Origin of the sequence: Bradyrhizobium agreste (assembly GCF_016031625.1) — a bacterium.
Taxonomy (GTDB): domain Bacteria; phylum Pseudomonadota; class Alphaproteobacteria; order Rhizobiales; family Xanthobacteraceae; genus Bradyrhizobium; species Bradyrhizobium agreste.
The window spans coordinates 62,226-87,765 of the sequence record NZ_JACCHP010000010.1 but is presented as its reverse complement, the minus strand read 5'-3'; the positions used below and the strand labels follow the sequence as shown (position 1 = coordinate 87,765).

Here is a 25,540-nt window from a genome sequence, read left to right as displayed (position 1 = left end):
CGGTCATGAACATGATTGTCACGTCAGCCTCGCCCAGCACGGCGAACGGCGCCACATCGATGCCAAATGGCACGACGCGACCGCAGGTCCGCATCGTCATCGTCGGCCATGTCGATCACGGCAAATCGACGCTGGTCGGCCGCCTCCTGCACGAGACCGGCAGCCTGCCTGAGGGCAAGCTCGAAATGCTGAAAGCCGTCAGCGCGCGGCGCGGCATGCCGTTCGAATGGTCGTTCCTGCTCGACGCGCTGCAGACCGAGCGCGACCAGGGCATCACCATCGACACCACGCAGATCCGCTTCCGCACCAATTCGCGCGACATCGTGCTGATCGATGCGCCCGGCCATGCCGAATTCCTGCGCAACATGATCACCGGCGCCTCGCAGGCCGACGGCGCGGTGCTGATCATCGACGCGCTGGAAGGCGTGCGCGACCAGACCAGGCGACACGGCTATCTCCTGCACCTGCTCGGCGTGAAGCAGGTCGCCGTCGTCGTCAACAAGATGGACCGCGTCGATTTCTCCGCCGCACGTTTCCAGGAGATCAGCGACGAGATTTCCGCGCATCTGAACGGCCTCGGCGTGACGCCTACGGCCGTGATCCCGATTTCCGCACGGGACGGCGACGGCGTTGCGATGCGCACCGACCGCATCAGCTGGTACAAGGGGCCGACCGTGGTCGAGGCGCTGGATCGCCTCGAGCCGGCGCGTCCGCTCGAAGCGCTGGCGCTGCGGCTGCCGGTGCAGGCGATCTACAAGTTCGACGACCGCCGCATCGTTGCCGGCCGCATCGAATCCGGCAGCCTGATCGCCGGCGACGAGATCGTGATCATGCCTGCAGGCAAGATCGCGAAGATCAAGACGGTCGAGAGCTGGCCGGTGACGCCGGTGGCGGGACGGCAGGGCGCGGGGCGCTCGGTCGGCATCACGCTCGACCGCGAATTGTTCATCGAGCGCGGCGACATCATCGCGCATGCGGGCAGCGCCCCGCGCGAGACGCGGCGGCTGCGCGCGCGGATCTTCTGGCTGCACAACAAGCCGCTCGCCAAAGGCGATCAGCTTTTGGTGCGCTGCGGGCCGAAGGAAAGCCGCGCCACCGTGGTCGCCATCGAGAAGGCGGTCGATCCCGGCGAGCTCTCGAGCAGCGAGAACAAGGCGATCGGCCGCAACCATGTCGGCGAGATCGACATCTCCCTGTCCAATCCGATCGCGACCGATCCCTACACCGAGAATCCCCGCACCGGCCGCCTCGTGATCGAGGTGTCCGGACGCATCGCTGGCGGCGGCCTGGTGCTGTCGGTCGATGCCGGTCAGCGTGCCGTGCCCGTCGACATCGTGCCGGTGGAATCGGCGCTGCGGCCCGACGAGCGCTCCGCCCGCTACCGCCACAACGGTGCCGTGGTCTGGCTCACCGGCCTGCCCGCCTCTGGAAAGTCGACGCTGGCGCGGGCGCTGGAGCGGCGTCTCTTCAGCAATGGCGGCTCGCCGATCCTGCTCGACGGCGACACGCTGCGCGCCGGGCTCAACCGCGATCTCGGCTTCTCCGCCACTGATCGCAGCGAGAACATCCGCCGCCTCGCCGAGGTCGCGACGCATCTCGCCCGTAACGGCCACATCGCCATCGTCGCGGCAGTCTCGCCCGCGCGCGAAGATCGCGCCGCCGCGCGTCGCATCGCCGACACCGCATTTCGCGAGATCCACGTCGCGACGCCGGCCGAGGTGTGCGAGGAGCGCGATCCCAAGGGCCATTACAAGAAGGCCCGCGCCGGCGCGCTCGCCTCGTTCACCGGCATTGGCAACGATTACGAGGCGCCGCAGGCGGCCGAGCTCGTGATCGATACGTCGAAGCGGACGGTTGCGGAAGCGGCCGACGAGATCGAGCAGATGCTGAAGGCATCAGGCGTGCTGTTCGACGAGGTCGTGGACCTCGCTGCGAATATTTGAGCACATTCTCGTTGGTGCACTCGCTGCCGCCACACATGTAGTGCGTTCCCTCCCCCCTTGTGGGGGAGGGCTAGGGAGAGGGGTCCCCACGGGGACTCTCTCAGTCAGTAAGAACATCCCGCTTCGTCGATCTCAGACGCACCTTTTGCTGGGCTACCCCTCTCCCCCGCCCTCCCCCACAAGGGGGGAGGGAGCGCAGTTGTGTGCGTGGCCGAGAGCTGGGCTCAATCGGCTGGTAAAACGAGCGCATCCCTCCCTTCTTGACATTTTGACAAATCCCCGGGGGTCTTCTCACCGCCTCCTTTTTGAGGCTAATAGGTCCCCGAAAGCCGCCCTGCGCGGGTGCATTTTGCTGCTGTCGGGTCAAAAGCAGCCAAAAACAGCCATTTCCAACAAGAAAGCCCACCATGAAACGCGTCGACGCCCACGGATTGAAGATCGCCCCTGTTCTGTTTGACTTCATCGCCAAGGAAGCCACCCCGAAAACGGGGATCGCGCCGGATGCGTTCTGGGCCGGGCTTGCCGGCATCATCAAGGAGCTGGGACCGAAGAACCGCGAGCTGCTGGCGCTCCGGGATAATCTGCAGGACAAGATCGACGACTGGCACCGCGCCAATAAAGGCAAGGCGTTCGACCTCGACGCTTACACCGCCTTCCTGAAGGAGATCGGCTATCTCGTCCCGGAGCCGGCGACGCAGAAGGTCGAGACCGCCAATGTCGACGAGGAGATCGGCAGGATCTGCGGCCCGCAGCTCGTGGTGCCGCTCACCAATGCGCGCTACGCGCTGAATGCGGCGAATGCGCGCTGGGGTTCGCTCTATGACGCCTTCTACGGCACCGATGCGATCCCGCACGACCCGTCCGAGAGCGGCAAGGGCTACAACAAGGCGCGCGGCGACAAGGTGATCGCCAAGGCCAAGGCGTTCCTCGATAACGCCGTGCCGCTCGCAACCGGCAGCCACAGCGACGTTACCGGCTATAGCGTGGTCGCGAGCCAGCTCGCGGTGAAGCTGAAGAGCGGCAACGCCACGGCGCTGAAGAATGCCGCGCAGTTCGCGGGCTTCCAGGGCGATGCTGCCGCGCCGAGCGCCGTGCTGCTCGTCAACAACGGGCTGCATATCGAGGTCAAGATCGACCGCAACAGCGCGATCGGCAAGGACGATCCGGCCGGCGTCGCCGACCTGATCATGGAGGCCGCGGTCTCCACCATTCTGGACATGGAAGACTCGGTCGCCGCTGTCGATGCCGAGGACAAGGTGCTGGTCTACCGCAACACGCTCGGCCTGATGAACGGCACGCTGTCGGCCGATTTCGAGAAGGGCGGCAAGACGCTGACGCGCTCGCTCAATTCCGACCGCCTCTACAGGACCCCTGACGGCAACGGCGAGCTCAAGCTGCACGGCCGCAGCCTGCTGTTGATGCGCAATTGCGGTCACCACATGTTCACCGACGCGGTGCTCGACGAGAAGGGCGAAGAAGTTCCGGAAGGCCTGTTAGACGCCGCTGTCTCGGGCCTGCTCGCGATCCACGACCTCAAGGGCAATTCCAAGGTCAAGAACAGCCGCACGGGCTCTGCCTATATCGTCAAGCCGAAGATGCACGGCCCGGATGAGGTCTCGCTGACCTGCGAGATCTTCGACCGCGTCGAGAAGATGCTGGGCCTGCCCGAGAACACCCTCAAAGTCGGCATCATGGACGAGGAGCGGCGCACCACCGTCAACCTCAAGGCCTGCATCCAGCGCGCCTCCAAGCGCATCATGTTCATCAACACCGGCTTCCTCGACCGCACCGGCGACGAGATCCATACCTCGATGGAAGCGGGTCCGATGATCCGCAAGAACGAGATGAAGGCGCAGGCCTGGATCAAGGCGTATGAGGACTGGAACGTCGACATGGGCCTGAGCTGCGGCCTGCCCGGCCACGCCCAGATCGGCAAGGGCATGTGGGCCGCGCCCGACAAGATGGCGGACATGCTGGCGCAGAAGCTCGGCCACCCGCAGGCCGGAGCCACCACCGCGTGGGTGCCCTCGCCGACAGCGGCGACGCTGCACGCGCTGCACTACCATCAGGTCAACGTGATCGCGCGCCAGGAGGAGCTCGCCAAGGGCGGACCGCGCGCAAAACTGTCCGACATTCTCACCATTCCGGTGTCGAAATCGAACTGGGCGCCCGATGACGTCAGGCAGGAGATCGACAACAATTGCCAGGGCATTCTCGGCTATGTCGTGCGCTGGATCGATCAGGGCGTCGGCTGCTCCAAGGTGCCCGACATCCACGATGTCGGCCTGATGGAAGACCGCGCCACCTTGCGCATCTCCAGCCAGCACCTCGCCAACTGGCTGCACCAGGGCGTCATCACCGAGGCGCAGGTGATGGAGTCTCTCAGGCGCATGGCGGTCGTCGTCGACAAGCAGAACGCGGCCGATCCGATCTACAAGCCGATGGCGCCTGCGTTCGACGGCGTCGCTTTTAAGGCCGCCTGCGACCTCATCTTCAAGGGGCGCGAGCAGCCGAACGGTTACACTGAATACATCCTCACCGCACGCCGCCGCGAGGCCAAGGCTCTCGGATAAAAAGGCGCTGGGCTGAGCTCGCGTCACAAAAGCCCCGGCGCGAGCCGGGGCTTTTTTGTTGGACGAAACGTCGCGACAGCCTGCGGAACGGCTGCACGCGCCTGGCGTTGTTCGGCCATCAACCCATGGGAGATGATCATGGACTGGAATCGGATCGAAGGAAACTGGAAGCAGTTCAAGGGACAGGCCAAGGAGAAATGGGGCAAGCTCACTGACGACGACCTCCAGCTGATCCAGGGCCGCCGCGAGCAGCTCGAGGGCCGGTTGCAGGAGCGTTACGGCAAGGCCAAGGACCAGGTTCGTCAGGACGTCGACGACTGGCTGAAGTCGCTGCACTGAGGCGGCACGAACGAAGCCCCGGCTCACGCCGGGGCTTTTGTTTGGGAAGATGGTGTCGCTAGAATACAGTCAGATATTTCAGCAACGACACGACTCCGATGATGATGACGATGACCCGCGCGATCTGCTTGGCGCGGCCGTCCATCGGCAGCATGTTGATGAGATACAGAACGAGAATGACGACGAGAAAAGTGACGAGCACGCCCACCAGCATCGCTAGGTCCCCCAAGACAAATGATCTAACAATATCCTAACGCCTGTCTTCCGCGTCGGTTCCGCCGACGCAACCCCTTGAGACTTCTACTGGAGTGGACTGGTCTGGTGCGATTCCCTGCCAAAGAGGGGCAGGGACATCCCGCGCCATGCTCGCCGGTCGAGAGCCGTTAACCTCTGCGTCGCGGTGGCCGAACGGGCGTTCGACGAGGCACGCGACTATGCGGCGCCGGCACGACATTCCGGGCGTCGCCAAGACGCCTTCCGAAGCCGAGACTACTCCTTCGCCACCACGGGGACCTGGCGGAATCTGGCGCGCACCGATTCCGGCAGCGGCGAGAAATTCATCGCGACGCCGCGGCGGTCATTGGCGTTGCGGCTGGCGACCACGAGGCCATTGGCGCCGGCGACGATGTCGCCCTTGCGCAGGGTCGGGTCGTCCTCGACCTTGACCGATGCGAGCCCGACCGCGTCCTTGCCGTTGCAGGTACAGCCCGCAACGATCTCGTTGCGATAGCGGAACGCGTTCGGCAGGTCGGAATAGGACTTTCCGTTCTCCGTAGCGGCATCGTCGATATTGCTGCCATAGACCAGCGAGGTTTCCGACGCCGGGCAGAAGCTCTTGCAGGATTGCGCCTTGCTCTCGGCATCGCTGCCCTGCGCCGGGAAATAGCGGCCGTCACAGCCGCGCACGCAATAGGCGGTGCCGCCGCCATAGGAGGCCCGCTGACGTGGCACATCGTAGCGCGGCCCGTCGTCATTCGGGAACGGCATGCGGATCTCCGGCGGTGGCCGCATCCGGAAGCCCCCGAACAACGCCGAGAAAAAATCCTCCGCATGCGCCGACGGCGCCGATGCCAGACCGGCGGAGATCGCGATCAGGATCGCCGTTCCGCCAGCCCATTTGCCGATCAGGCGTCTACTCATATGGCCTCACTCACGCTTAGTTCACGGCCGACGACGTGATGTTCAGCGCCTGGCGGCCCGACGGCAGCGTCGTCACGGCCGGCCGCTTGCGCACGGGCTCGCCGGCCTTGTCGCCTCCTCTGGCCATCAAGGGCGCGTTCTTTGGCAGCACCACGACCTTGGCGCCGACATTGACGCGGTTGAACAGGTCGATGACGTCCTCGTTGGTCATGCGGATGCAGCCGGACGAGACGAACTTGCCGATGGTGGAGGGATCGTTGGTGCCGTGGATGCGGTATTGGCTCGCGCCGAGATACATCGCACGCGCACCGAGCGGGTTGCCGGGGCCGCCGGCGACGAAGCGCGGCAGATAGGGCTGGCGCGCGATCATCTCGGCCGGCGGGTGCCAGTCCGGCCACTCCGCCTTGCGGCTGACGCTCTGCACGCCCGACCAGGTGAAGCCCTCGCGGCCGACGCCGACGCCGTAGCGGATCGCGCGGCCGCCTCCGAGCACGTAATAGAGATAGGTGCTGTTGGTATCGATCACGATGGTACCGGCCGGCTCGCTCCGGTCGAAGCTGACGATCTGCCTGCGCAGCCGGTCGGGCAATCGAGCATCCTCGTCGGCGACCTGCGGCGCCTCGTTGAGGTCATCCTGCGAATAGCCTTGGGAATAGCCTTGGGAATAGCCTTGGGAATAGCCTTGGGAATAGCCTTGGCCCCGCGGGTACAGGTCCTGCGGGTACACCCGCTGCATCGGCGTATAGCCGAAGGTTTGCGCGCTCGCGGTGCCCACCGGCACGGCGAGAAGAGCGGTTGCGAAGGCGAACGCGCTGACGGCGCGCGGCGAGAAGCTGCGACGGACTGCAAACAACTTTGTCATGAGCTGCCCCGTTGGATGTGCATCGGGTGATGCGCTGCCCGAACAAACTCCGCCGGCTGCATCGAAGTTCCGGCGCAGCGTGCGGCAGCGACGTCACAGTCAAGCGAGCGGCTGTTCACGAAGCCGCGATGGAACCAGCACGCCGCCCACGCATTAGTCAGGTCATCAATGGGCGCGCGGATCACGGATTCCGTGCGGGAGAGATATTGTGCGCGTCCTACCGAGTGAACGTCTGATTTCCGGCAACAGCGAAGGCGACCCGCTTCCCGAGAGCCATGTCGAGCTGCCGCCGGTGATCCGCCGCACCGAATTCGTCGCGTTCGCGCTGGCCGGCCTGTTGCTGATTGCGATCGTCGCCGTGCTTTATGTCGGCAAGGCGTTCTTCCTGCCGGTGGTGATGGCGTTCGTCACCGGCACCATGCTATCGCCGGCGGCCGGCTTTCTCGAGCGTTACAAGGTCCCACGCAGCCTCGGCGCCGTGCTGATCGTGGTCGCGGTGACCGCGGTGGCCGCTTTCGTCGTGGCGCTGATCGCTTCACCGGTCATGCAGTGGAGCATGCGCCTGCCGGAGCTCGGCGCGCAATTGAAGGACAAGCTGCACGTGTTCGACCGGCCGCTTGCGCTCTGGCGGGAGATGCAAGCCATGCTCGGCGGCTCGGAAGGATTGCCGAGCTTTCAGATGCCAAAGGTCGAGTGGGTGCAGCCGACGCTGGAATTCCTGTCACCGACCTTTACCGAATTCCTGCTGTTCTTCGTCACCCTGATCCTGTTCATCGCAAGCTGGCGCGACCTGCGGCGAGCCATGATCATGACCTTCAGCGACCATGACGCGCGGCTGCGCACGCTCCGGATCCTCAACGAGATCGAGGTCCATCTCGGCAATTATCTGCTGACCGTCACCCTCATCAATCTCGGTGTCGGCGTCGCCACCGGCCTGATCTGCGCCCTCACCGGAATGCCCAATCCGGCCGGGCTCGGCGCGCTGGCGGCCACGCTCAACTTCATCCCGATCATCGGGCCCGTGGCGATGTTCGTGGTGCTGGTCGTGGTCGGGCTGATCGCCTTCCCGACCCTCGGCGGCGGCCTGATGGCCGCGCTCGCCTTCGGTGGCCTCACCTTTCTGGAGGGGCACTTCATCACGCCAACGATCATCGGGCGGCGGCTCGCCCTGAACGCGCTCGCCGTGCTGCTCGCGCTCGCGTTCTGGACCTGGCTGTGGGGGCCGATGGGCGCGTTCCTGGCGTCGCCGCTCCTGATCGTCGCGCTGATCCTGAAGGACCACCTGTTGCCGGAGAATTCGCCGCAGCTCCCGCAAGCCTGACCGGTTTCAGCGAACGGAACTTACCCGGCGACGAAACGTTCTCCGCCCATCTCAGCCGTCAACAGTTCGGAGCTCCCGATGTCCACGACCAATGCCGAAGCCGGGACGAGAGACTGGACCGACAAAGCCACCCGAGACCGCCTCGAAAAGGATGTAGCAGCCGTGAAAAGCGATATCGCCACCCTCACCGATCAGATCACCGACGCGCTCAATACTTTCGCCAATTCCACCAGCAAGCAGGCTCGCCGCGGCTATCGCCAGGCGCGCGAGAACATGGACTCCGCCATGGACGACATGTCCGAGCGCGGCAGCGCGATGATGGAAGCTGCACAAGACGCCTACGGCTCGATCGAGGAGACGCTGGAAGAGGCGATCACGCAGCGGCCGCTGGCGACCGTCGCTCTGGCACTCGGCATCGGTTTCCTGATCGGCGCCGCCTGGCGTCGCTAAGGATGCCGAGGCCCGTTTGATACGGCGGCGGCTCGCCGCCGCCGCGGCTCGTGAGATTCGGCTGGCGGGGATTGAGGAGCAAGGCCATGTTTCAGCGCATCATCGACGGCATCAGCGCATCCACCGGCACGGCGGTTCGGCTGACCTCCCTCGCCGCGGGCGCTGCCTTCGCTCTGCTCGTGACCACAGGCTTCCTCTGTGCCGCAATCTTCATCTCGGTCCTGCAGAAATATGGCCCGGTGCAGGCTTGTCTTGCCGGTGCCGGCATCTTCTTCCTGCTGACCCTGGCCGCGGCAGGCTCCTATTGGGGCTACAAGCGCGAGGTGCAGAAGCGCGCCCGGATCGCGGCCGAGCGCGCCGCGAAATCGGCCGCGCAGAGCATGCTGGCAGATCCGATGCTCCTCGCCACCGGGCTACAGATCGTTCGCGCCATCGGCGTCAAGCGGCTGTTGCCGATCCTGGCCATCGGGGGCGTCGCCCTCGGCATCCTGGCGAGCCGCGCCGGCATGTCCGACGAGGTGTCGGCCGAACCTGCCGAGTAAACGTCCGAGGTAGGCAATATAATTACTGCGCACGCATCGATCTGCATTTCCTAGCGCAAGGCGGCGCATTTGACGCCGTTTGGCGCGATTCTTCCCTGCTCACGAAAACGCTACTCGGACGGGCAGGCGGTTGCCGCTAGAACCATATCCTGATTCCCAAAGCTATTTTACTCAATGAAACCGTCCGTCAAGGCGAACCTCGCCGCATTCCAGCACGACGCCAGGCTCTATCTGACGCTCGGCATCGCCAATTGGTCCATATTCGTCGACCATATTCCCAACAACGTCGTCAACCTGCTGACGCTGCGCAATTTCGGCTTCAGCGGCGCGGCGGACCTGTTCGTGTTCGTGGTCGGCTACGGCGTTGCCATCATCCATGGCAGGATGGCGTTGGAACGCGGCTACGTGGTCGCGGCGACGCGCATCTTCCGCCGGGTCTGGCGGCTCTATGCCGCCTATGTCGTGCTGTTCGTGATCTATATCGACGCCATCGCCTATGTCGCTTCGCAATCGATGGCGCCGGAGATCATCCACGAATACAACATCTCCGGAATTCTCGAGCACCCGCTGCGCATCCTCGTCCGCGGTCTCGTGCTCCAGGAAGAGCCGCTGAACCTCGACCTGCTGCAGCTGATGATCCCGCTGATGGTGTTCTTTCCGCTCGCGCTGTGGGGCCTGTTGCGGGGGCCGAACCTGACGCTGGCGGCATCGGTCGCGCTGTATCTCGCTGCGCGCTGGTTCGGCTGGAATTTTCGGATCTATCCGGACGGGGAATGGACCTTCAATCCGCTGTGCTGGCAGCTGCTGATGGTGCTGGGCGGCTGGTTCGCCGTAACGGGCGCGCCGGGGCGTGCGCTTCGCGGCGCGTCCTGGCTGCGGATCCTCGCTGGCGCCTATCTGCTCTTCGCGATGGCCGTCACCCTGATGCGCCAGTCGCCGACGCTGTCCGCTTACCTGCCGGATCTCCTCCTCAACAGCATCACCCCAACCGACAAGGAAAACCTCGCGCCCTATCGCGTGGTCCACTTCCTCGCTCTCGCGTTCCTTGCAACCCATCTCATTCCGGCGGATCACCCCGGCCTGAGATGGAGACCGCTGCAAGCGGTGATCGCATGCGGTGAGGAATGGCTCGCGGTATTCTGTGTCGCCGTGTTCCTGTCCTTCGCCGGCCACCTCATCCTGATCACCGGGCCGAACCTGGTGGTGATGCAGGTGGCGGTGAGCATCACCGGCTTCGCCGCGATGACCGGGCTCGCCTACTACATCGCCTGGTCGAGACGGCAGGATCTGCCGGCAGCCCTGCGGCAGCAGGCCTAGAGTCGCTCCGGCCAAGGATCGTGCGATTCTGCTGGGCCGAAAGCCGCCCCTGCGCTATGCCGGAACCCTGCGTGAGGAGACCGGGCGTGGCGATAGTGAAAGACGGGCGTGAAGAGGCGGAGAGCGCGCCCCGGCGCGGCCGGCCAAGGTCGATCGAGACCACCAATGCCATCCTCGAAAGCGCCTATGCGCTGATGGCGACCACCGGCCTTGCCGCCACCACCATCGATGCGATCGCACGCCACTCCAGCGTCTCCAAGATGACGATCTACAAATGGTGGCCATCGCGGGAAGCGCTGCTGATCGACGCCTTCCTCCACCATGCCGCGAAAATGCTGCCGCTGCCGCCCGCGAGCGCCGGCTCGCCCGCGGCGCGCGCGCGGCGTCATGCCGCCGCTTATGCCGAGGCGCTCCAGGGCGAGTTCGGCAAGGTCCAGCTCGCCGTCATCTCCGAATGCATCTCCAAGACCGGCTCGGCCGAGCTGTTCTACGCCCGCTACTTACAATTCCGCCGCGACGCGCTGGTGGACATGATTGCCGCGGGGCAGAAGGACGGCAGCATCCAGGCCGAGAGCCCCCCTGAGAATCTCTACGACGCGATCTATGGCAGCCTGTTCTACCGCTACATCTTCGGCATCGCGCCGATCACACCTGGCTACGCGCGCAGCCTCGTCGATCTGGTGTTGCGGCCGAAGGGCTAGCTCCGCACCGGCCTGACCGGCGCCGAGATCTTGTCCGTGCGGTCGCGCTCGGTCATGTCGACCACCGTCTCCATCGGCGCGGTCAATTCATAGACGTAGGAGACGTCGGTGAAGAAGCGCTTGGCGATTCCCCCCAGCGCCTCGGGCGCGACGCGGTCGAGCAGGATCAGGCCGAAATCGGAATCGGGCCGGCGCGTTGCCTCGCTGGTGTTGAACTCCTCCCAGCGGAAATGGAAGACTTCGGCGCCGTCTTCGCCCGTCACCGTCCAGTTGGCGGTGATGTGCGGGTGCTTGCCGACCAACGACAGGCCCTCGTCGGAATGCGAGGCGAGCTCGAAGAACAGCAGCGAGAGGCTCTGCGCCGCACGCGCGCTGACCGCGATGTCGGGGCCGGTGACCGCGATGCGATCGGCATGCGGAATCGCGCGCGCCTCGAACAGGCCTTTCAGCTTGACGCCCTGCCACTGGCTCTCGCTGAGCAGCGAGACCACGTTGGACATGGCATGGATGCGCCCGATCAGGAGCTCGCGCGCGATGTCGATGTCCGCGCCGTGGCGCAAGGTGCGCGTCACGATCGACTGGATCACTGCGAGGATGTTCTTGACGCGGTGGTTGAGCTCGTCGATGACCGCGGTCAGCCGCCGCTCGAAGCCGATCCTGACCTGGATCTCCCGGCTGAGCCGCAGATTGTTGTAGGCGACGTAACCGAACAGGCCGCACACCATTGCGGTAATGGCAAAGCCGATCGCCGCCACGATGATGGCGGTCTGCTCGGCGCGGCGCACCGAATTGGTCTTCGCGTAATAGCCGAGCTGCCAATCGCGGCCGCCGAAGCTCACCGTGCGCGTCGCGGACGGCGCCGGCCCGTCCGCCGCCGCCATCCGCGTCGAGACCACGCCCTGATCGTTGGCGATCAGCTCGCCGCCGTCCTTGCGCGGATCCCTGAGTGCCACGGCGAACAGCGACATGTCGTCATTGGCCAGCATCAGGGAGGCGAGCTCGTAGGAAAATGTGACGAAGCCGGCCGGCTCCGTCGCTCCCTCGGGAATGACGGGCGCAGCCACGATGATGCCGATCGCGCCGTTGCCGCGGATCAACGGCACTGGGTCCGAGGCAACCGACCTCTTTTCGGCGCGCGCCCGCGTCAGCATCGCGCTGCGAACCGGATCCTGATCGTAGCTGCGGCCGGGCAACGTCCTGGTCTCGTTGCTGCGCGGCTCGAGATCCAACAGCACGTCGATCGGCTGGGCGACGTCGGCAGGATTGATCGGCTTGTCGTCATACGAGCGGATCTGCGGATTCGGGAAGCCGGCGCCGGCGATGGCGGCCTGCGCCGCCACAAGCTCGTTCGGCTTCAGCCGGGCGACCCAGCCGGCCACCACGAAGTCGGTCTTGAAGGCGTAGATCGCCGAGCGCAGCGGCTCCAGCATGTTCGGCTTGATCACCGACGGCGCGCGGAACAGGCCTGAGGCGACACGCGCGAGCAGCTCCCGCTCGGTCAGGCGGTCCTGAACCAGGCTCGCATGCACGTCGATCGCACGCGCGAGCGCGATCCGGTCCAGCGCCAGCTCCTGGTCGTGGACGCGATAAGCCGCAAGCCCCGAGAGCAAGGCCCCGAGCAGAGCGATGAAGCCGATGATGAAACCCAGCCTGACCACGCGATTACTCAGGCGAAAGCAGGAGGTCGGCAATGAACACGGAGCACATGAACGCCGCTCGAACGGCCATAGGCCGAAGCAGGGTAAACCCCAGTGGCGGAGATAATGAAGGAGGAGGCATCAGTACGCAACTTGGGTCGCCTGAAAAGCTTAATCCGCCGGCCGATGGCGTGGCCGGGATGAATTCGCCCCGGGCGCCGGAGGTAGTTAATCGCCGTGTCGGAAATTTGTTCCGCGGCTTGCGGCGCGGCCCTAGCGTTAACGGCAAAAAAACGCCTGCGCCAGCTGGTCGCGTCCGGTCAGCCCGCCCGTTTCAGGCCACCTTTGGCCTCGATGAAGCCGACGATTCGGTCGAGCCCCTCGCTTTTCTTGAGGTTGGTCATGACGAAGGGCCGCTCGCCGCGCATGCGCCTGGCGTCCGTCTCCATCTTCTCCAGGGAGGCGCCGACATGGGGCGCTAGGTCGGTCTTGTTGATGACCAGGAGGTCGGACCGGGTGATGCCGGGGCCGCCCTTGGACGGGATCTTGTCTCCGGCGGCGACGTCGATGACATAGATGGTGAGGTCAGCCAGCTCCGGGGAAAAAGTGGCAGCAAGATTGTCGCCGCCGGATTCGATCAGCACGAGGTCAAGTCCGGGAAACTTGGCGCGCATGTCCGCGATTGCAGCGAGGTTCATCGAGGCATCCTCGCGGATCGCCGTGTGCGGACAGCCGCCGGTCTCGACACCGGCAATGCGATCCGGCGTCAGCGATCCCGAACGCACCAGGAACTCCGCATCCCATTTGGTGTAGATGTCGTTGGTGATCGCCGCAATGTCATAGCGCTCGCGCATGGTCTTGCAGAGCAGGTCCATGAGCGCGGTCTTGCCCGATCCGACCGGACCTCCGACGCCGACACGCAAGGGACCGTGAGATTTCGCCATGTGACTCGTTCTCTCCTGATGGGTTGGCCGCCGCACTGCTCACGACCGAAACAACCTGGTATACTGCGTCTCGTGGCGCAAGCTCGCGAGATCGGCGCGGAACGTTGCGCTGCCGAGATCGTCCAAGGTCGCCTTCAGCGCGCGATTGGCGGTGGCGGCGACGGCGGCCTCCAGCCTCACCAGCACACGCTGGCTATCGGTCTGGCCGAGCGGAATGAGCCGGCTGGCCGCAGAAATCCAGTTCGAGACCAGCGCATGCAGGAAGGCGTGCAGTGTCGGCGCCAGCGGCACGGCGTGCATCGCGGCCACCACACCGACCGCGACCGGATAGACCAGTGGCGCGCTGCATGCCGCGACCGTGGCTTCCAGTCCGTCGGCATCCCACGCGGCGCGGGCGATGTCGATGAAGGCGCGGCCCTGCGAGGTCGTCTCCAGCTGCCGCTCGCGCGACGGCACGAAGGCGCTCGCGAGCTCGGCGATCTCGTTCAAAGCGTCAGTCTCGCCCGATTCCGCGGCGCGATAGGCGTGGACCAGAAACGTCGCGTCACAGAAGCCGGAGCCGTCGCCGAGCATCGCATCGAGCCAATCCGCCAGCGTCGCTGTGTCGATGATGTCGCCCGCCTCGACCGCCCATTCGATGCCGCTGGAATAGGAGAAACCGCCGACCGGGAACGCAGGCGACATCCAGGTCATCAGTCGGTACAGCGCCGCCGCCTCGCCCTCGGCAAGATCACCGGCGCCGACCGGCTCATTTGTGGTCATGAGCATGCGTGTGGCCGTGGTGGTGATCGGGATGGTCGCAATGTTCGTCGTGGTGATGGTGGTGGTCGTGACCATGGTCGTGCGCGGCATGATCATGGTCGTGGCCATGGTCACGGTGATGATGGCCGTGATCGTGATGCGCATGGTCGTGTCCATGCGCGTGGCCGGCATCGGCGTAGGCGCCGCCTTCGGGATCGAACGGCGCCTCGATCTCGATCACACGCGCGCCGAGGCCCTTCACCATGGCTTCGATGACGTGATCGCGGCGGATGCGCAGGGCCTTGGCCAAGATCTGTGTCGGCAGATGACGGTTGCCGAGATGCCAGGCGACGCGGACGAGATGGTGCGGATCGCGGCCGCGGATTTCGAGCAGCGGCTCGGGCGCCGCGACCACCTCGATCAGCCTTCCGTCCTCCAGTACCAGCGCATCGCCGCCGCGCAGCGCGACGGCATGCTCCAGGTCGAGCAGAAATTCGAGACCACGCGTCCCCGTCATCGCCATGCGACGCCGGTGCCGATCGTCGAAATCGAGCACGACCGTGTCCACGGGTGCTTCCGTGAAGCGGTGCTGTCCTCTGACCTGCGTCGCCCGGATCATGCGTCTTACCTCTCTACCGTGTCTCGACCTTCTCGGGCGTGATGTATTCGATCTTCGGCGGCGCGGTGAAGCATTTCACCGCAACGCGGCCGAACGTCTTCATGTGCTCGGCAGCGCGATGCGGCCCCAGCGCCTCCATATTCTCCCACTGCTCGACGAACACCATCTTGGCAGGGTCGGTGACGCTCTCATGCAGGTCATAGGCGATGTTGCCGGGCTCCTTCCGCGTCTCCTTGATGCAGGCGGTGGCGGCTGCAATGAATTCGGCGCGCGTCTCGGGCTTGATGGTCAAGGTGGCAACGACGTAGATCACGAGAAATCCTCCCGGCTTTTCTTCTGAGGGTTACGATACCGCGCGGGACATTAGACCAGGCGGGACCGAACGCAAAACCGCAAAAAGCCATCCCCGGACACCGCCGGGGACGTGCGTCGAGGCGCTATTTCAGTACATGAAATATCGCTGCGCCATCGGCAGCACCTCCGCCGGAGCGCAGGTCAGGAGTTCGCCATCGGCGCGCACTTCATAGGTCTCCGGATCGACCTCGATATCGGGCGTCGCGTCGTTATGGATCATGCTCTTCTTGGAGATCTTGCCGCGGGTGTTCTGGACCGCATAGAGCTTCTTCTCGACGCCGAGCTTGCGCGCGAGGCCGCCGGTGACCGCGGCCTTGGAGGTGAACACCACCGAGGATGCCGTACGCGCCTTGCCGAACGCGCCGAACATCGGCTGGTAGTGCACCGGCTGCGGCGTCGGGATCGAGGCGTTGGGATCGCCCATGGGCGCCGCGACGATGGTGCCGCCCTTGACGATGCAGTCCGGCTTGACGCCGAAGAAGGCCGGCGACCACAGCACGAGATCGGCGAGCTTGCCCTTCTCCACCGAGCCGATCAGCTTCGACACGCCATGCGCGATCGCGGGGTTGATGGTGTATTTGGCGATGTAGCGCTTGACGCGGAAATTATCGTTGTCGTTGCCCTTGTCCTGCGGCAACGCTCCGCGCTGCTTCTTCATCTTGTCGGCGGTCTGCCAGGTCCGGATGATGACCTCGCCGAGGCGGCCCATGGCCTGCGAGTCCGAGGACATCATCGAGAGCGCGCCGAGGTCGTGCAGGATGTCTTCGGCCGCGATGGTCTCCTTGCGGATGCGGCTTTCGGCGAACGCCAGGTCTTCCGCGATCGAGGGATCGAGATGGTGACACACCATCAGCATGTCCAGATGCTCGTCGATGGTGTTGCGGGTGAAGGGGCGCGTCGGGTTGGTCGACGACGGCAGCACGTTCTTCAGCCCGGCGACCTTGATGATGTCGGGTGCATGGCCGCCGCCGGCGCCTTCGGTGTGGAAGGCGTGGATGGTGCGGCCCTTGAAGGCCTTGATCGTGTCCTCGACGAAGCCGGATTCGTTCAGCGTATCGGTGTGGATCATCACCTGGATGTCGTGATCGTCGGCCACCGACAGACAATTGTCGATCGCGGCCGGCGTGGTGCCCCAGTCCTCGTGCAGCTTCAGCGCGCAGGCGCCGGCCTTGATCATCTCGACCAACGCGGCGGGACGCGAAGCATTGCCCTTGCCGGAAATGCCGAGATTGACCGGGAAGGCGTCGAACGACTGGATCATCCGCGCGATGTGCCAGGGCCCCGGCGTACAGGTGGTCGCGAAGGTGCCGTGCGACGGGCCGGTGCCGCCACCCAGCATCGAGGTGACGCCTGACATCAGCGCGTGCTCGATCTGCTGCGGACAGATGAAATGGATGTGGCTGTCGAAGCCGCCGGCGGTGAGGATCTTGCCCTCACCTGCGATCACGTCGGTGCCGGGGCCGATGACGATGTTGACACCAGGCTGGATGTCGGGATTGCCGGCCTTGCCGATCGCGGAGATCATGCCGTCCTTGATGGCGACGTCGGCCTTCACGATGCCCCAATGATCGACGATCAGCGCATTGGTGATGACCGTGTCCGCCGCGCCCTGCTTGTTGGTGACCTGCGACTGCCCCATGCCGTCGCGGATCACCTTGCCGCCGCCGAACTTCACCTCCTCGCCATAGGTGGTGAAATCCTTCTCGACCTCGATGATGAGGTCGGTGTCGGCCAGCCTAACCTTGTCGCCGGTGGTCGGGCCGAACATGTCGGCATAGACGGAACGCTTCATCTTGACGGACATCACAAGCCCCGTTTGCGATTGAATGTCTGGTTGGTCACAGCAAGGCCCTTGCTGCTTTCTCGGCATCGTCGAATTTCGTATCGAGCCACGCATTGCCGCCGCGGCAGCCGTCGACGACCTGCGTTGCCCAGCCGATATAGTCGGCGAGTTCCTCGCGCTCCCCGGCGCTCGGATCGGTTTGAATGCGCGCACCAATATTGCTGATCTTGTCGGCGATCTTGATCAGCTTGGCGCCCCGCGATTTGTGGGGTGCGTCCTCGATCTGCTTCTGCCGCCGTTTTGCCTTCGGCAAGCTCATGTCGTCGGTGCACTCGGAAACGAGCGAGGCGATGCGCTCGGAAAATCTCTGCGCGAGCTCCTCGCGGGTGGTGTCGGTGTCCTCGATCGTGTCGTGCAGCCAGCCGGCCGCAACGAGCTCGGCGTCAACACCGTCGGTCGCGGTCGCGAGCAGGTTCGCGACCTCGGCGAGATGATTGATATAGGGCTCCTTGCCGCGGCCCTTGCGCGCCATGCCGTTATGGCGCCGGGCGGCGAACTCGGCAGCTTCAGAGATGAGGCGGATCGGCGAGAGCATGGGAAATACCTCCGTTTCCGCCTCAACCGCGCCGCCCCGTGCTCGTTCCTGCGGAGGTCACAGCTTCCCCATCACATCGCCGCGGAAACCGTAGATGGTCTTCTTGCCCGCCATGGCGACGAGCTGGACGTCGCGGGTCTGGCCGGGCTCGAAGCGGACGGCGGTGCCGGCGGCGATGTCGAGGCGCATGCCGCGCGCCTTCTTGCGGTCGAACTTCAGCGCGGGGTTGGTCTCGAAGAAATGATAGTGCGAGCCGACCTGGATCGGCCGGTCGCCGGTATTGGCCACCGTCAGCGTCACGGTCTTGCGGCCGGCATTGAGCTCGATCTCGCCGTCCTGGATGAAGAGTTCGCCGGGGATCATGTTTTGCTTTCCTCTGTCATTCCGGGGCAGCCCGCAGGGCTGAACCCGGAATCTCGACCAACAATCTCTGGATTCCGGGTTCGCCCTGCGGGCGCCCCGGAATGACCAATTCAAACTACCGGATCGGCTCGTGCACGGTGACGAGCTTGGTGCCGTCAGGAAAGGTCGCCTCGACCTGGATGTCGTGGATCATCTCGGGGATACCAGGCATCACCTGGTCGCGGGTCAGCACTTGCGCGCCTGACTGCATCAGCTCGGCGACGGTGCGGCCGTCGCGGGCGCCCTCGAGGATGAAGTCGGAGATGATTGCGACTGCCTCGGGATGGTTGAGCTTGACCCCGCGGTCCAGCCGGCGGCGGGCCACGATCGCCGCCATCGAAATCAAAAGCTTGTCCTTTTCGCGGGGAGACAGGTTCATGCGACATCTCTTCCGTTCAACACGTCAATTCAACCAGTCTAGTTCAGCCAAAGCCGCGGCAGGGCCGCACCAGTGCGCGCCAGCACCGTCATCATGTCGGCGCGCAAGCGCGCCGCATCTTGGGCACAGAACCGCGCCATTGCAAAGCCATTCCAGGCGGAGATTCCGACCTCGCCGGAAAACGAGTCCGACGCCTCCCGGATGCGCTCAACCAGGGCCTCATCGCCGGGCACGATCACGGCTGTGCCGATCGCCGCACCACCTTGAGCGACCGCGGACCGTGCAAGCTTGGCACCAATATCGCCGTCGAGCCGGACCGTCTCGGCGAACACCAGCCGGCCGCCACGCCGCAGCCGCCAGCGGTCGACAAACTCGCCCTGCTCCATGCGCTCGCCCATGGCGGTGCGGCCGAACACCACGATCTCGCAGAGCAGGAGCGAGGCCGCCTCGTCGAGGTCGATGTCGAAGCGGCGCTGCACGCGGGCACGGTCGAACAGAATCGTCTCCTGGGGCAGCCAGGCAAGATGCGCACCCGCGCCGACCTTCAGGCCGATGTTGAGCTGCGCTGCCGCTCCGGGCGTGCGATAGACCTTTTCGGCGGCCGCTGTGGTCAGCGTCAGCCGCGCTCCATCCGCCGCCGCTATCTCGACATCAAAGCGGTCACCACCAGCAACTCCGCCGGCCGTGTTCACGAACACGCCGGACAGACCCTGATCTTCCGGCGAGGGAAAGCGGACGCGGAGCGAACCCGATTCATGCAAGGCGCCGCGACGCGTCACGCCGTCGCGCGCATGCACGTCGAAGCGCACCGCGCCACGGGCGCGGTTGGCCTCGAACAGTGTGGACGTGGCCGACACTTCGCTGCGCATCCGTCTCCCCCAGCCGGTCGCGGCAGGTCTTTCCGGCCTACAGCGCCATCTGGCGGCTGATCTCGCCCGGATCGAGATTGGAGCGGTCGCAGGTGAACTTCACCGCGCCGCGATCCATCACCGCGAAACTGTCGCCGAGTTCGCAGGCAAAGTCGAGATATTGTTCGACCAGCACGATGGCGATGTTGCCGAGGTTGCGCAAGTAAGAGATGGCGCGGCCGATGTCCTTGATGATCGAGGGCTGGATGCCTTCGGTCGGCTCGTCGAGCAGCAGCAGCTTCGGCCGCATCACCAGCGCGCGGCCGATCGCGAGCTGCTGTTGCTGGCCGCCGGAGAGGTCGCCGCCGCGCCGGCCGAGCATGGATTGCAGCACCGGAAACAGCGAGAACACGTCGTCGGGAATGTGCTTATCCTCGCGCTTGAGCGGACCGAAGCCGGTCTTGAGGTTCTCCTCGACCGTCAGCAGCGGAAAGATCTCGCGGCCCTGCGGCACGAAGCCGATGCCCTTGCGCGCCCGCTCGTATGGCTTGAGGCCGGTGATATCGCTGCCGTCGAACACGATCGCGCCCGAGGAGATCGGATATTGTCCGACCATGGCGCGTAGGAGCGAGGTCTTGCCGACGCCGTTGCGCCCGAGCACGCAGGTCACCTTGCCGGGCTCGGCCGAGATCGAGACGCCGCGCAGCGCTTGGGCAGCACCATAATAGAGATTGATATCTTTCACTTCCAGCATCTTCGGTGCCTCTTGGCGAATGGCGAGTGGCGAGTAGCGAACGGAGATGACTGAGCCATCTTTCCCTATTTGCTACACCCTATTCGCCATTCGCGCTTCCCAGCTATCTACCCAGGTACACTTCAATGACCCGCTCGTTGGACGAGACCTGGTCGATGGTCCCTTCCGCGAGCACCGTGCCTTCGTGCAGGCAGGTGACCTTGACGCCGAGCTCGCGCACGAAGGTCATGTCGTGCTCGACCACCATGACGGTGTGGGTCTTGTTGATTTCCTTCAGCAGCTCGGCGGTCAGATGCGTCTCGACGTCGGTCATTCCCGCGACGGGTTCGTCGACCAGCAGCAGTTTCGGATCCTGCGCCAGCAGCATGCCAATCTCCAGCCACTGCTTCTGGCCGTGGCTGAGGCTGCCGGCAAGACGATTGCGGGCCTCGGTGAGACGGATCGTCTCCAGCACCTTGTCAATGCGTTCGGACTCCGCCCTGCTGCCGCGCCAGAACAGCGTGCCGCGGACCGAGTGGTCGACATTGAGCGCCAGCAGGAGGTTGTCCTGCACGGTCTGGCTCTCGAACACCGTCGGCTTCTGGAATTTGCGGCCGATGCCGAGCTCGGCGATGCGGGTCTCGTCGAGGCGCGTCAGGTCGGTGACGCCGTCGAACAGCACGGTGCCTTCATCCGGCTTGGTCTTGCCGGTGATGATGTCCATCATCGTGGTCTTGCCGGCGCCGTTCGGGCCGATGATGGCGCGCATCTCGCCGGGCTCGAGCGTCAGCGACAGATTGTTGATGGCGTGGAAGCCGTCGAACGAGACGTGCACGCCGTCCAGATAGAGCATCGCGGAGGTCGCGCGGGTGTCCATGACGTTCATGACCGCTTACTCCGCCAACTTGGGTTCGGTGACGCCGTCTTCGGCCGCGGCGCTCGCCATGGTCGCAGAGGTGCGTTTTTCGTTCGACTGATCCCACCAGGCGTTGAAGGTGCCGACGATGCCCTTGGGCAGCAGCAGCGTCACCAGGATGAACAGGGCGCCGAGCATGAACAGCCAGTACGGCGCCAGCACGCCCGAGGTGAAGAACGTCTTGGCGTAGTTGACGACGACGGCGCCGAGCGCGGCGCCGACCAGCGTGCCGCGGCCGCCGACCGCGACCCAGATCACCGCCTCGATCGAATTGCCCGGCGCGAATTCGCTCGGGTTGATGATGCCGACCTGCGGCACGTAGAGCGCACCGGCGACGCCGGCCATGCAGGCCGACACCGTGAACACGAACAGCTTGTAGGATTCGACGCGGTAGCCGAGGAAGCGCGTGCGCGATTCCGCGTCACGTACCGCGATCAAGACCTTGCCGAGCTTGGAGGAGACGATGGCGCGGCAGATCAGGAAACCGACGATCAGCGCCAGGCAGCTCAGCGCGAACAGCGCCGCACGCGTCCCCTCCGCCTGCACGTTGAAGCCCAGGATGTCCTTGAAGTCGGTCAGGCCGTTATTGCCGCCAAAACCGAAGTCGTTGCGGAAGAAGGCGAGCAGCAAAGCATAGGTCATCGCCTGCGTGATGATCGACAGATACACGCCGGTGACGCGGGAGCGGAAGGCGAGCCAGCCGAAGCAGAAGGCGAGCAGGCCGGGCACGACCAGCACCATCAGCGCGGCGAACCAGAACATGTCGAAGCCGTACCAGTACCAGGGCAGCTTCTGCCAGTTCAGGAACACCATGAAGTCGGGCAGGATCGGATTGCCGTAGACGCCGCGGGTGCCGATCTGCCGCATCAGGTACATGCCCATGGCGTAGCCGCCGAGCGCGAAGAAGGCGCCGTGGCCGAGCGAGAGGATGCCGCAATAGCCCCAGATCAGGTCGATCGCGAGCGCCAGGATGGCGTAGCAGGCATACTTGCCCCAGAGCGCGACGAGATAGGTCGGCACCTGCAGGAACGAGCCGGCAGGCAGCAGCAGGTTGGACAGCGGGATCAGCACGCCCAGCGCGGCGACCACCAGCAGGAAGATCGTCGCGCCGCGGTCCAGCGATCGCGTCAGCATGTGAGGGGTCATGCTTCCACCGCACGGCCCTTGAGCGCGAACAGGCCGCGCGGCCGCTTTTGAATGAACAGGATGATGAGAACCAGGATGGCGATCTTGCCGAGCACGGCGCCGGCGACCGGCTCCAGGAACTTGTTGGCGATGCCGAGCGTGAAGGCGCCGACCAGGGTGCCCCAGAGATTGCCCACGCCGCCGAACACCACGACCATGAAACTGTCGATGATATAGCTCTGGCCGAGATTGGGGCTGACATTGTCGATCTGCGACAGCGCCACGCCGGCGATGCCGGCAATGCCCGAGCCGAGGCCAAATGTGAGCGCGTCGACGCGCGAGGTGGCGATGCCCATCGAGGCCGCCATGCGGCGGTTCTGCGTCACCGCACGCATTTCGAGGCCCAGCGCGGTGTACCGCAGCATTGCGAGCAAAATCGCGAATACGGCGAGCGTGAAGAGAAGTATCCAGAGCCGGTTATAGGTGATGGTGATCTGGCCGAGCTCGAACGCGCCGCTCATCCAGGAGGGGTTGCCGACCTCGCGGTTGGTCGGGCCGAACATCGTGCGCACCGCCTGCTGCAGCACCAGCGACAGGCCCCAGGTCGCGAGCAGCGTTTCGAGCGGGCGGCCGTAGAGGAAGCGGATGATGCTGCGCTCGATCAGCACGCCGATTGCACCTGCGACGAGGAAGGCGAGCGGCACGGCGATCAAGAGCGAATAGTCGAACAGGCCGGGGTAGCGGGTGCGGATCACCTCCTGCACCACGAAGGTGGTGTAGGCCCCGATCATCACCATCTCGCCATGCGCCATGTTGATGACGCCCATCACGCCGAAGGTGATGGCGAGCCCGATCGCGGCGAGCAGCAGCACCGAGCCGAGCGAGAGGCCGTACCAGGCATTCTGCACCATCGACCAGACCGCGAGCGAATTCTGGATCGAGCCGATTGCGCTCGCGGCGGCCTTGGTGACCGAGGCCGGCTGATCGCCCATGCCGGTGAGCAGCGCCAGCGCATCCTGGTCGCCCCGCGCCTTGAGGGTCGCGACCGCTTCGAGCTTCTCGACCTCGGTGGCGTCGGACTTGAACAGCAGGATCGCGGCGCGGGCCTCAGCGAGCGCTGCCTTGACCGATTTGTTGGCTTCTTTGGCAAGCGCGGAATCGACCGCCTCGAGCGCGGTCTCCTCGTGCGACTTGAAGACGGACTGCGCGGCCTGCAGGCGCGTTCCCAGATCCGGCGACTGCAGCGTCAGGCTGCCGAGCGCGGCATCGACGCTGCGGCGGAGGCGGTTGTTGAGGCGAACCGCGCTCGCAGTGTCGGGAACGCTGGCGACGGCCTCGCCGGTCGCAGCGTCGATCGACTTGCCGTCGGTACCGGTGACGTAGACCTTCTTGCTGTCGGGATCGGCCATGAGGCGGCCGTCCTGGAGCGCATTGATGATCGGGAAAGCCAGCTTGCTGCCGCTGCCCGCGATCACACCGATCGCCTCTTCGGTGTCGGAAAAATCATCATTGGCGAATTTGGCGACGGCATCCTCGAACGGACCGGCGAAGGCCGGCAGCGCAAACGCAATCAGGAACAGCGAGAGCACAAGCGAGCAAAGACGCGCGGACAAATGGGCTGGCACTGTGAATGACCCCGGCAGAAATGAGTGGAGAAGGCGGCGGGATCGCCGCCCTCTCCGGTCTTGCTATGGAGCGTCAGATCGGGATCAGGAGCCCGAGCCGAGGCACTTGTTGGTCTTGGTGTTGAAGTTGCCGCACTTCTTGCCGACCCAGTCGCCGATCAGGTCCTTGGAGCCGTCGAGCTCCTTCGACCAGGCGTCGCCCGGGACGAGGCTCGGGGTCTTCCAGACCACGTCGAACTGGCCGTTGGCCTTGATCTCGCCGATGAACACCGGCTTGGTGATGTGGTGGTTCGGGAGCATCTTGGAGGTGCCGCCGGTCAGGTTCTTGGCTTCGATGCCCGGGAGAGCGTCGATCACCTTGTCGGGATCGGTCGACTTCACCTTCTCGACCGCCTTGACCCACATGTCGAAGCCGATCACGTGCGCTTCCATCGGATCGTTGGTGACGCGCTTCGGATTCTTGGTGTAGGCCTGCCACGCCTTGATGAACTTCTCGTTCTCCGGCGACTTGATCGACTGGAAGTAGTTCCAGGCGGCGAGGTGACCGACCAGCGGCTTGGTGTCGATGCCGGCGAGCTCTTCCTCACCCACCGAGAACGCCACCACCGGGATGTCCTTCGCCTTGATGCCCTGGTTGCCGAGCTCCTTGTAGAAGGGAACGTTGGCATCACCATTGATGGTCGAGACCACCGCGGTCTTCTTGCCGGCCGAGCCGAACTTCTTGATGTCGGCCACGATCGTCTGCCAGTCGGAGTGACCGAACGGCGTGTAGTTGATCATGATGTCTTCCTGGGCGACACCCTTGGACTTCAGATAGGCTTCCAGGATTTTGTTGGTGGTGCGCGGATAGACGTAGTCGGTGCCCGCGAGCACCCAGCGCTTCACCTTCTCTTCCTTCATCAGATAGTCGACGGCGGGGATCGCCTGCTGGTTCGGCGCAGCACCCGTGTAGAACACATTGCGCTCGCTCTCCTCACCCTCATACTGCACGGGATAGAACAGGATGCTGTTCAGCTCTTTGAAAACGGGGAGCACCGACTTGCGCGACACCGAGGTCCAGCAGCCGAATACGACCGAGACCTTGTCCTTGGTGATCAGCTCGCGCGCCTTTTCGGCGAACAGCGGCCAGTTCGAAGCGGGGTCGACGACGACGGCTTCCAGCTTCTTGCCGAGCACGCCGCCCTTCTTGTTCTGCTCGTCGATCAGGAAGAGGATGGTGTCCTTCAGCGTGGTTTCGCTGATCGCCATGGTGCCGGACAGGGAGTGGAGCACACCGACCTTGATGGTGCCGTCCGCGGCCTTCGCGCCGGTCAATGAAGCCAGACCGAGCATCAGTCCGGCGGTCGCAGCGAGCACGCCGCGGCGGCTAAATGACGCCGCTATATCGTGAGTGGATTTGTTAAACATGAGTGCCTCATCTCCCTGACGCAGACGTGAAAAACGCTGCGAAACGGCCCCACGGCCGCCTGCGATTAACGGAATCGCAAGAACCATGCCATGGGCTCGACACCCATCAACTTGTTGAATTTACGTACTTAATCGGCAGAAATCAGAGTTTCGCCGCAGACTGACGGCCTAAATCATAGGCAATATAAATGTATGCGAAAGCGGCAATCAGACTAATTTCTAAGCAAATCGCCAATTCTGGCTA

General features: G+C 64.6%; 26 protein-coding genes. 8 read left to right on the top strand and 18 right to left on the bottom strand.

Annotation, left to right across the window (positions count from 1 at the left end; all coding sequences use genetic code 11):
- Positions 1-5 precede the first annotated feature (5 nt).
- The 3 genes from cysC to HZZ13_RS16430 all read left to right on the top strand — a co-directional run bounded on the left by cysC (position 6) and on the right by HZZ13_RS16430 (position 4,855).
- Positions 6-1,943: an adenylyl-sulfate kinase gene (cysC, locus tag HZZ13_RS16440; protein WP_197960596.1), complete on the top strand. Its 1,938-nt coding sequence runs from the start codon at positions 6-8 to the stop codon at positions 1,941-1,943.
- 407 nt (positions 1,944-2,350) lie between these two features.
- A complete protein-coding gene (locus HZZ13_RS16435; protein WP_197960595.1) occupies positions 2,351-4,516 on the top strand; it encodes a malate synthase G in 2,166 nt (721 codons plus the stop codon).
- Between the two features lie 138 nt (positions 4,517-4,654).
- Positions 4,655-4,855 (top strand): CsbD family protein, encoded by a 201-nt coding sequence (locus HZZ13_RS16430; RefSeq protein WP_197960594.1) that lies wholly within the window; start codon positions 4,655-4,657, stop codon positions 4,853-4,855.
- A 58-nt stretch (positions 4,856-4,913) separates the two neighbouring features.
- On the opposite strand, the gene HZZ13_RS16425 is transcribed toward HZZ13_RS16430, so the two are convergent.
- The 3 genes from HZZ13_RS16425 to HZZ13_RS16415 all read right to left on the bottom strand — a co-directional run bounded on the left by HZZ13_RS16425 (position 4,914) and on the right by HZZ13_RS16415 (position 6,857).
- Positions 4,914-5,069 carry a Thivi_2564 family membrane protein gene (locus tag HZZ13_RS16425; protein WP_042335954.1) on the bottom strand — a complete coding sequence of 52 codons (156 nt, stop codon included), beginning with the start codon at positions 5,067-5,069 and terminating at the stop codon, positions 4,914-4,916.
- Between the two features lie 275 nt (positions 5,070-5,344).
- Positions 5,345-5,995 (bottom strand): DUF2865 domain-containing protein, encoded by a 651-nt coding sequence (locus tag HZZ13_RS16420; protein WP_197960593.1) that lies wholly within the window; start codon positions 5,993-5,995, stop codon positions 5,345-5,347.
- A gap of 16 nt (positions 5,996-6,011) precedes the next feature.
- Positions 6,012-6,857 carry a L,D-transpeptidase gene (locus tag HZZ13_RS16415; protein WP_197960592.1) on the bottom strand — a complete coding sequence of 282 codons (846 nt, stop codon included), beginning with the start codon at positions 6,855-6,857 and terminating at the stop codon, positions 6,012-6,014.
- 208 nt (positions 6,858-7,065) lie between these two features.
- Here HZZ13_RS16415 and HZZ13_RS16410 point away from each other — a divergent pair, with 208 nt between their 5' ends.
- The 5 genes from HZZ13_RS16410 to HZZ13_RS16390 all read left to right on the top strand — a co-directional run bounded on the left by HZZ13_RS16410 (position 7,066) and on the right by HZZ13_RS16390 (position 11,188).
- Complete coding sequence (locus HZZ13_RS16410; protein ID WP_197960591.1) at positions 7,066-8,178, top strand: AI-2E family transporter; 1,113 nt, start codon at positions 7,066-7,068, stop codon at positions 8,176-8,178.
- 78 nt (positions 8,179-8,256) lie between these two features.
- A complete protein-coding gene (locus tag HZZ13_RS16405; RefSeq protein ID WP_197960590.1) occupies positions 8,257-8,628 on the top strand; it encodes an ElaB/YgaM/YqjD family protein in 372 nt (123 codons plus the stop codon).
- An 86-nt stretch (positions 8,629-8,714) separates the two neighbouring features.
- The gene (locus tag HZZ13_RS16400) at positions 8,715-9,170 is read left to right on the top strand and encodes a hypothetical protein (RefSeq protein WP_197960589.1); all 456 of its coding nucleotides are present in this window, start codon (positions 8,715-8,717) and stop codon (positions 9,168-9,170) included.
- A 174-nt stretch (positions 9,171-9,344) separates the two neighbouring features.
- Complete coding sequence (locus HZZ13_RS16395) at positions 9,345-10,487, top strand: OpgC domain-containing protein (RefSeq protein ID WP_197960588.1); 1,143 nt, start codon at positions 9,345-9,347, stop codon at positions 10,485-10,487.
- 56 nt (positions 10,488-10,543) lie between these two features.
- Positions 10,544-11,188: a TetR/AcrR family transcriptional regulator gene (locus HZZ13_RS16390; RefSeq protein ID WP_210349359.1), complete on the top strand. Its 645-nt coding sequence runs from the start codon at positions 10,544-10,546 to the stop codon at positions 11,186-11,188.
- Here the strand turns inward: HZZ13_RS16390 and HZZ13_RS16385 are convergent.
- From HZZ13_RS16385 to urtA, 15 genes are all read right to left on the bottom strand, one after another.
- Positions 11,185-12,846: a CHASE domain-containing protein gene (locus tag HZZ13_RS16385; protein WP_197960586.1), complete on the bottom strand. Its 1,662-nt coding sequence runs from the start codon at positions 12,844-12,846 to the stop codon at positions 11,185-11,187. The genes HZZ13_RS16390 and HZZ13_RS16385 overlap by 4 nt on opposite strands.
- A 299-nt stretch (positions 12,847-13,145) precedes the next feature.
- Complete coding sequence (gene ureG, locus HZZ13_RS16380; protein ID WP_197960585.1) at positions 13,146-13,769, bottom strand: urease accessory protein UreG; 624 nt, start codon at positions 13,767-13,769, stop codon at positions 13,146-13,148.
- A 39-nt stretch (positions 13,770-13,808) separates the two neighbouring features.
- Positions 13,809-14,537, bottom strand: coding sequence for an urease accessory protein UreF (locus tag HZZ13_RS16375; protein WP_197960696.1), 729 nt, complete (start codon positions 14,535-14,537; stop codon positions 13,809-13,811).
- Positions 14,518-15,129, bottom strand: coding sequence for an urease accessory protein UreE (gene ureE / locus HZZ13_RS16370; RefSeq protein ID WP_197960584.1), 612 nt, complete (start codon positions 15,127-15,129; stop codon positions 14,518-14,520). The genes HZZ13_RS16375 and ureE overlap by 20 nt, the downstream gene beginning before the upstream one ends.
- 13 nt (positions 15,130-15,142) lie before the next feature.
- The gene (locus HZZ13_RS16365; RefSeq protein WP_035998129.1) at positions 15,143-15,442 is read right to left on the bottom strand and encodes a putative quinol monooxygenase; all 300 of its coding nucleotides are present in this window, start codon (positions 15,440-15,442) and stop codon (positions 15,143-15,145) included.
- 129 nt (positions 15,443-15,571) lie between these two features.
- The gene (gene ureC / locus HZZ13_RS16360; RefSeq protein WP_197960583.1) at positions 15,572-17,287 is read right to left on the bottom strand and encodes an urease subunit alpha; all 1,716 of its coding nucleotides are present in this window, start codon (positions 17,285-17,287) and stop codon (positions 15,572-15,574) included.
- 34 nt (positions 17,288-17,321) lie between these two features.
- Positions 17,322-17,861 (bottom strand): HD domain-containing protein, encoded by a 540-nt coding sequence (locus HZZ13_RS16355; RefSeq protein ID WP_197960582.1) that lies wholly within the window; start codon positions 17,859-17,861, stop codon positions 17,322-17,324.
- A 57-nt stretch (positions 17,862-17,918) separates the two neighbouring features.
- Entirely contained in the window at positions 17,919-18,224 is a 306-nt protein-coding gene (locus HZZ13_RS16350; protein WP_026202067.1) for an urease subunit beta, read from the bottom strand.
- 115 nt (positions 18,225-18,339) lie between these two features.
- A complete protein-coding gene (locus HZZ13_RS16345) occupies positions 18,340-18,642 on the bottom strand; it encodes an urease subunit gamma (protein WP_027553946.1) in 303 nt (100 codons plus the stop codon).
- Between the two features lie 38 nt (positions 18,643-18,680).
- The gene (locus HZZ13_RS16340) at positions 18,681-19,511 is read right to left on the bottom strand and encodes an urease accessory protein UreD (RefSeq protein WP_197960581.1); all 831 of its coding nucleotides are present in this window, start codon (positions 19,509-19,511) and stop codon (positions 18,681-18,683) included.
- Positions 19,512-19,548: 37 nt separating this feature from the next.
- Entirely contained in the window at positions 19,549-20,244 is a 696-nt protein-coding gene (urtE, locus tag HZZ13_RS16335; protein WP_197960580.1) for an urea ABC transporter ATP-binding subunit UrtE, read from the bottom strand.
- A 103-nt stretch (positions 20,245-20,347) separates the two neighbouring features.
- Positions 20,348-21,109 carry an urea ABC transporter ATP-binding protein UrtD gene (gene urtD / locus HZZ13_RS16330; protein WP_080134998.1) on the bottom strand — a complete coding sequence of 254 codons (762 nt, stop codon included), beginning with the start codon at positions 21,107-21,109 and terminating at the stop codon, positions 20,348-20,350.
- A gap of 6 nt (positions 21,110-21,115) precedes the next feature.
- Positions 21,116-22,285: an urea ABC transporter permease subunit UrtC gene (gene urtC, locus HZZ13_RS16325; RefSeq protein WP_197960579.1), complete on the bottom strand. Its 1,170-nt coding sequence runs from the start codon at positions 22,283-22,285 to the stop codon at positions 21,116-21,118.
- A complete protein-coding gene (gene urtB, locus HZZ13_RS16320) occupies positions 22,282-23,889 on the bottom strand; it encodes an urea ABC transporter permease subunit UrtB (protein WP_197960578.1) in 1,608 nt (535 codons plus the stop codon). The genes urtC and urtB overlap by 4 nt, the downstream gene beginning before the upstream one ends.
- A gap of 84 nt (positions 23,890-23,973) precedes the next feature.
- Entirely contained in the window at positions 23,974-25,296 is a 1,323-nt protein-coding gene (gene urtA / locus HZZ13_RS16315) for an urea ABC transporter substrate-binding protein (RefSeq protein WP_197960577.1), read from the bottom strand.
- Between the last annotated feature and the right edge of the window lie 244 nt (positions 25,297-25,540).

Excerpts from the sequence above, each read along its gene's own strand:
- urtD (WP_080134998.1), bottom strand. The coding sequence starts at position 21,109 with ATGAACGTCATGGACACCCGCGCGACCTCCGCGATGCTCTATCTGGAC.
- HZZ13_RS16430 (WP_197960594.1), top strand. The coding sequence starts at position 4,655 with ATGGACTGGAATCGGATCGAAGGAAACTGGAAGCAGTTCAAGGGACAG.
- ureC (WP_197960583.1), bottom strand. The coding sequence starts at position 17,287 with ATGTCCGTCAAGATGAAGCGTTCCGTCTATGCCGACATGTTCGGCCCG.
- urtA (WP_197960577.1), bottom strand. The coding sequence starts at position 25,296 with ATGTTTAACAAATCCACTCACGATATAGCGGCGTCATTTAGCCGCCGC.
- ureG (WP_197960585.1), bottom strand. The coding sequence starts at position 13,769 with ATGGCGAAATCTCACGGTCCCTTGCGTGTCGGCGTCGGAGGTCCGGTC.
- HZZ13_RS16435 (WP_197960595.1), top strand. The coding sequence starts at position 2,351 with ATGAAACGCGTCGACGCCCACGGATTGAAGATCGCCCCTGTTCTGTTT.
- HZZ13_RS16400 (WP_197960589.1), top strand. The coding sequence starts at position 8,715 with ATGTTTCAGCGCATCATCGACGGCATCAGCGCATCCACCGGCACGGCG.
- ureE (WP_197960584.1), bottom strand. The coding sequence starts at position 15,129 with ATGATCCGGGCGACGCAGGTCAGAGGACAGCACCGCTTCACGGAAGCA.
- HZZ13_RS16350 (WP_026202067.1), bottom strand. The coding sequence starts at position 18,224 with ATGATCCCCGGCGAACTCTTCATCCAGGACGGCGAGATCGAGCTCAAT.
- urtE (WP_197960580.1), bottom strand. The coding sequence starts at position 20,244 with ATGCTGGAAGTGAAAGATATCAATCTCTATTATGGTGCTGCCCAAGCG.
- HZZ13_RS16345 (WP_027553946.1), bottom strand. The coding sequence starts at position 18,642 with ATGAACCTGTCTCCCCGCGAAAAGGACAAGCTTTTGATTTCGATGGCG.
- HZZ13_RS16395 (WP_197960588.1), top strand. The coding sequence starts at position 9,345 with ATGAAACCGTCCGTCAAGGCGAACCTCGCCGCATTCCAGCACGACGCC.
- HZZ13_RS16390 (WP_210349359.1), top strand. The coding sequence starts at position 10,544 with ATGCCGGAACCCTGCGTGAGGAGACCGGGCGTGGCGATAGTGAAAGAC.
- urtC (WP_197960579.1), bottom strand. The coding sequence starts at position 22,285 with ATGACCCCTCACATGCTGACGCGATCGCTGGACCGCGGCGCGACGATC.
- HZZ13_RS16415 (WP_197960592.1), bottom strand. The coding sequence starts at position 6,857 with ATGACAAAGTTGTTTGCAGTCCGTCGCAGCTTCTCGCCGCGCGCCGTC.
- HZZ13_RS16405 (WP_197960590.1), top strand. The coding sequence starts at position 8,257 with ATGTCCACGACCAATGCCGAAGCCGGGACGAGAGACTGGACCGACAAA.
- cysC (WP_197960596.1), top strand. The coding sequence starts at position 6 with ATGAACATGATTGTCACGTCAGCCTCGCCCAGCACGGCGAACGGCGCC.
- HZZ13_RS16355 (WP_197960582.1), bottom strand. The coding sequence starts at position 17,861 with ATGCTCTCGCCGATCCGCCTCATCTCTGAAGCTGCCGAGTTCGCCGCC.
- HZZ13_RS16425 (WP_042335954.1), bottom strand. The coding sequence starts at position 5,069 with ATGCTGGTGGGCGTGCTCGTCACTTTTCTCGTCGTCATTCTCGTTCTG.
- HZZ13_RS16340 (WP_197960581.1), bottom strand. The coding sequence starts at position 19,511 with ATGCGCAGCGAAGTGTCGGCCACGTCCACACTGTTCGAGGCCAACCGC.
- HZZ13_RS16375 (WP_197960696.1), bottom strand. The coding sequence starts at position 14,537 with ATGCTCATGACCACAAATGAGCCGGTCGGCGCCGGTGATCTTGCCGAG.
- HZZ13_RS16420 (WP_197960593.1), bottom strand. The coding sequence starts at position 5,995 with ATGAGTAGACGCCTGATCGGCAAATGGGCTGGCGGAACGGCGATCCTG.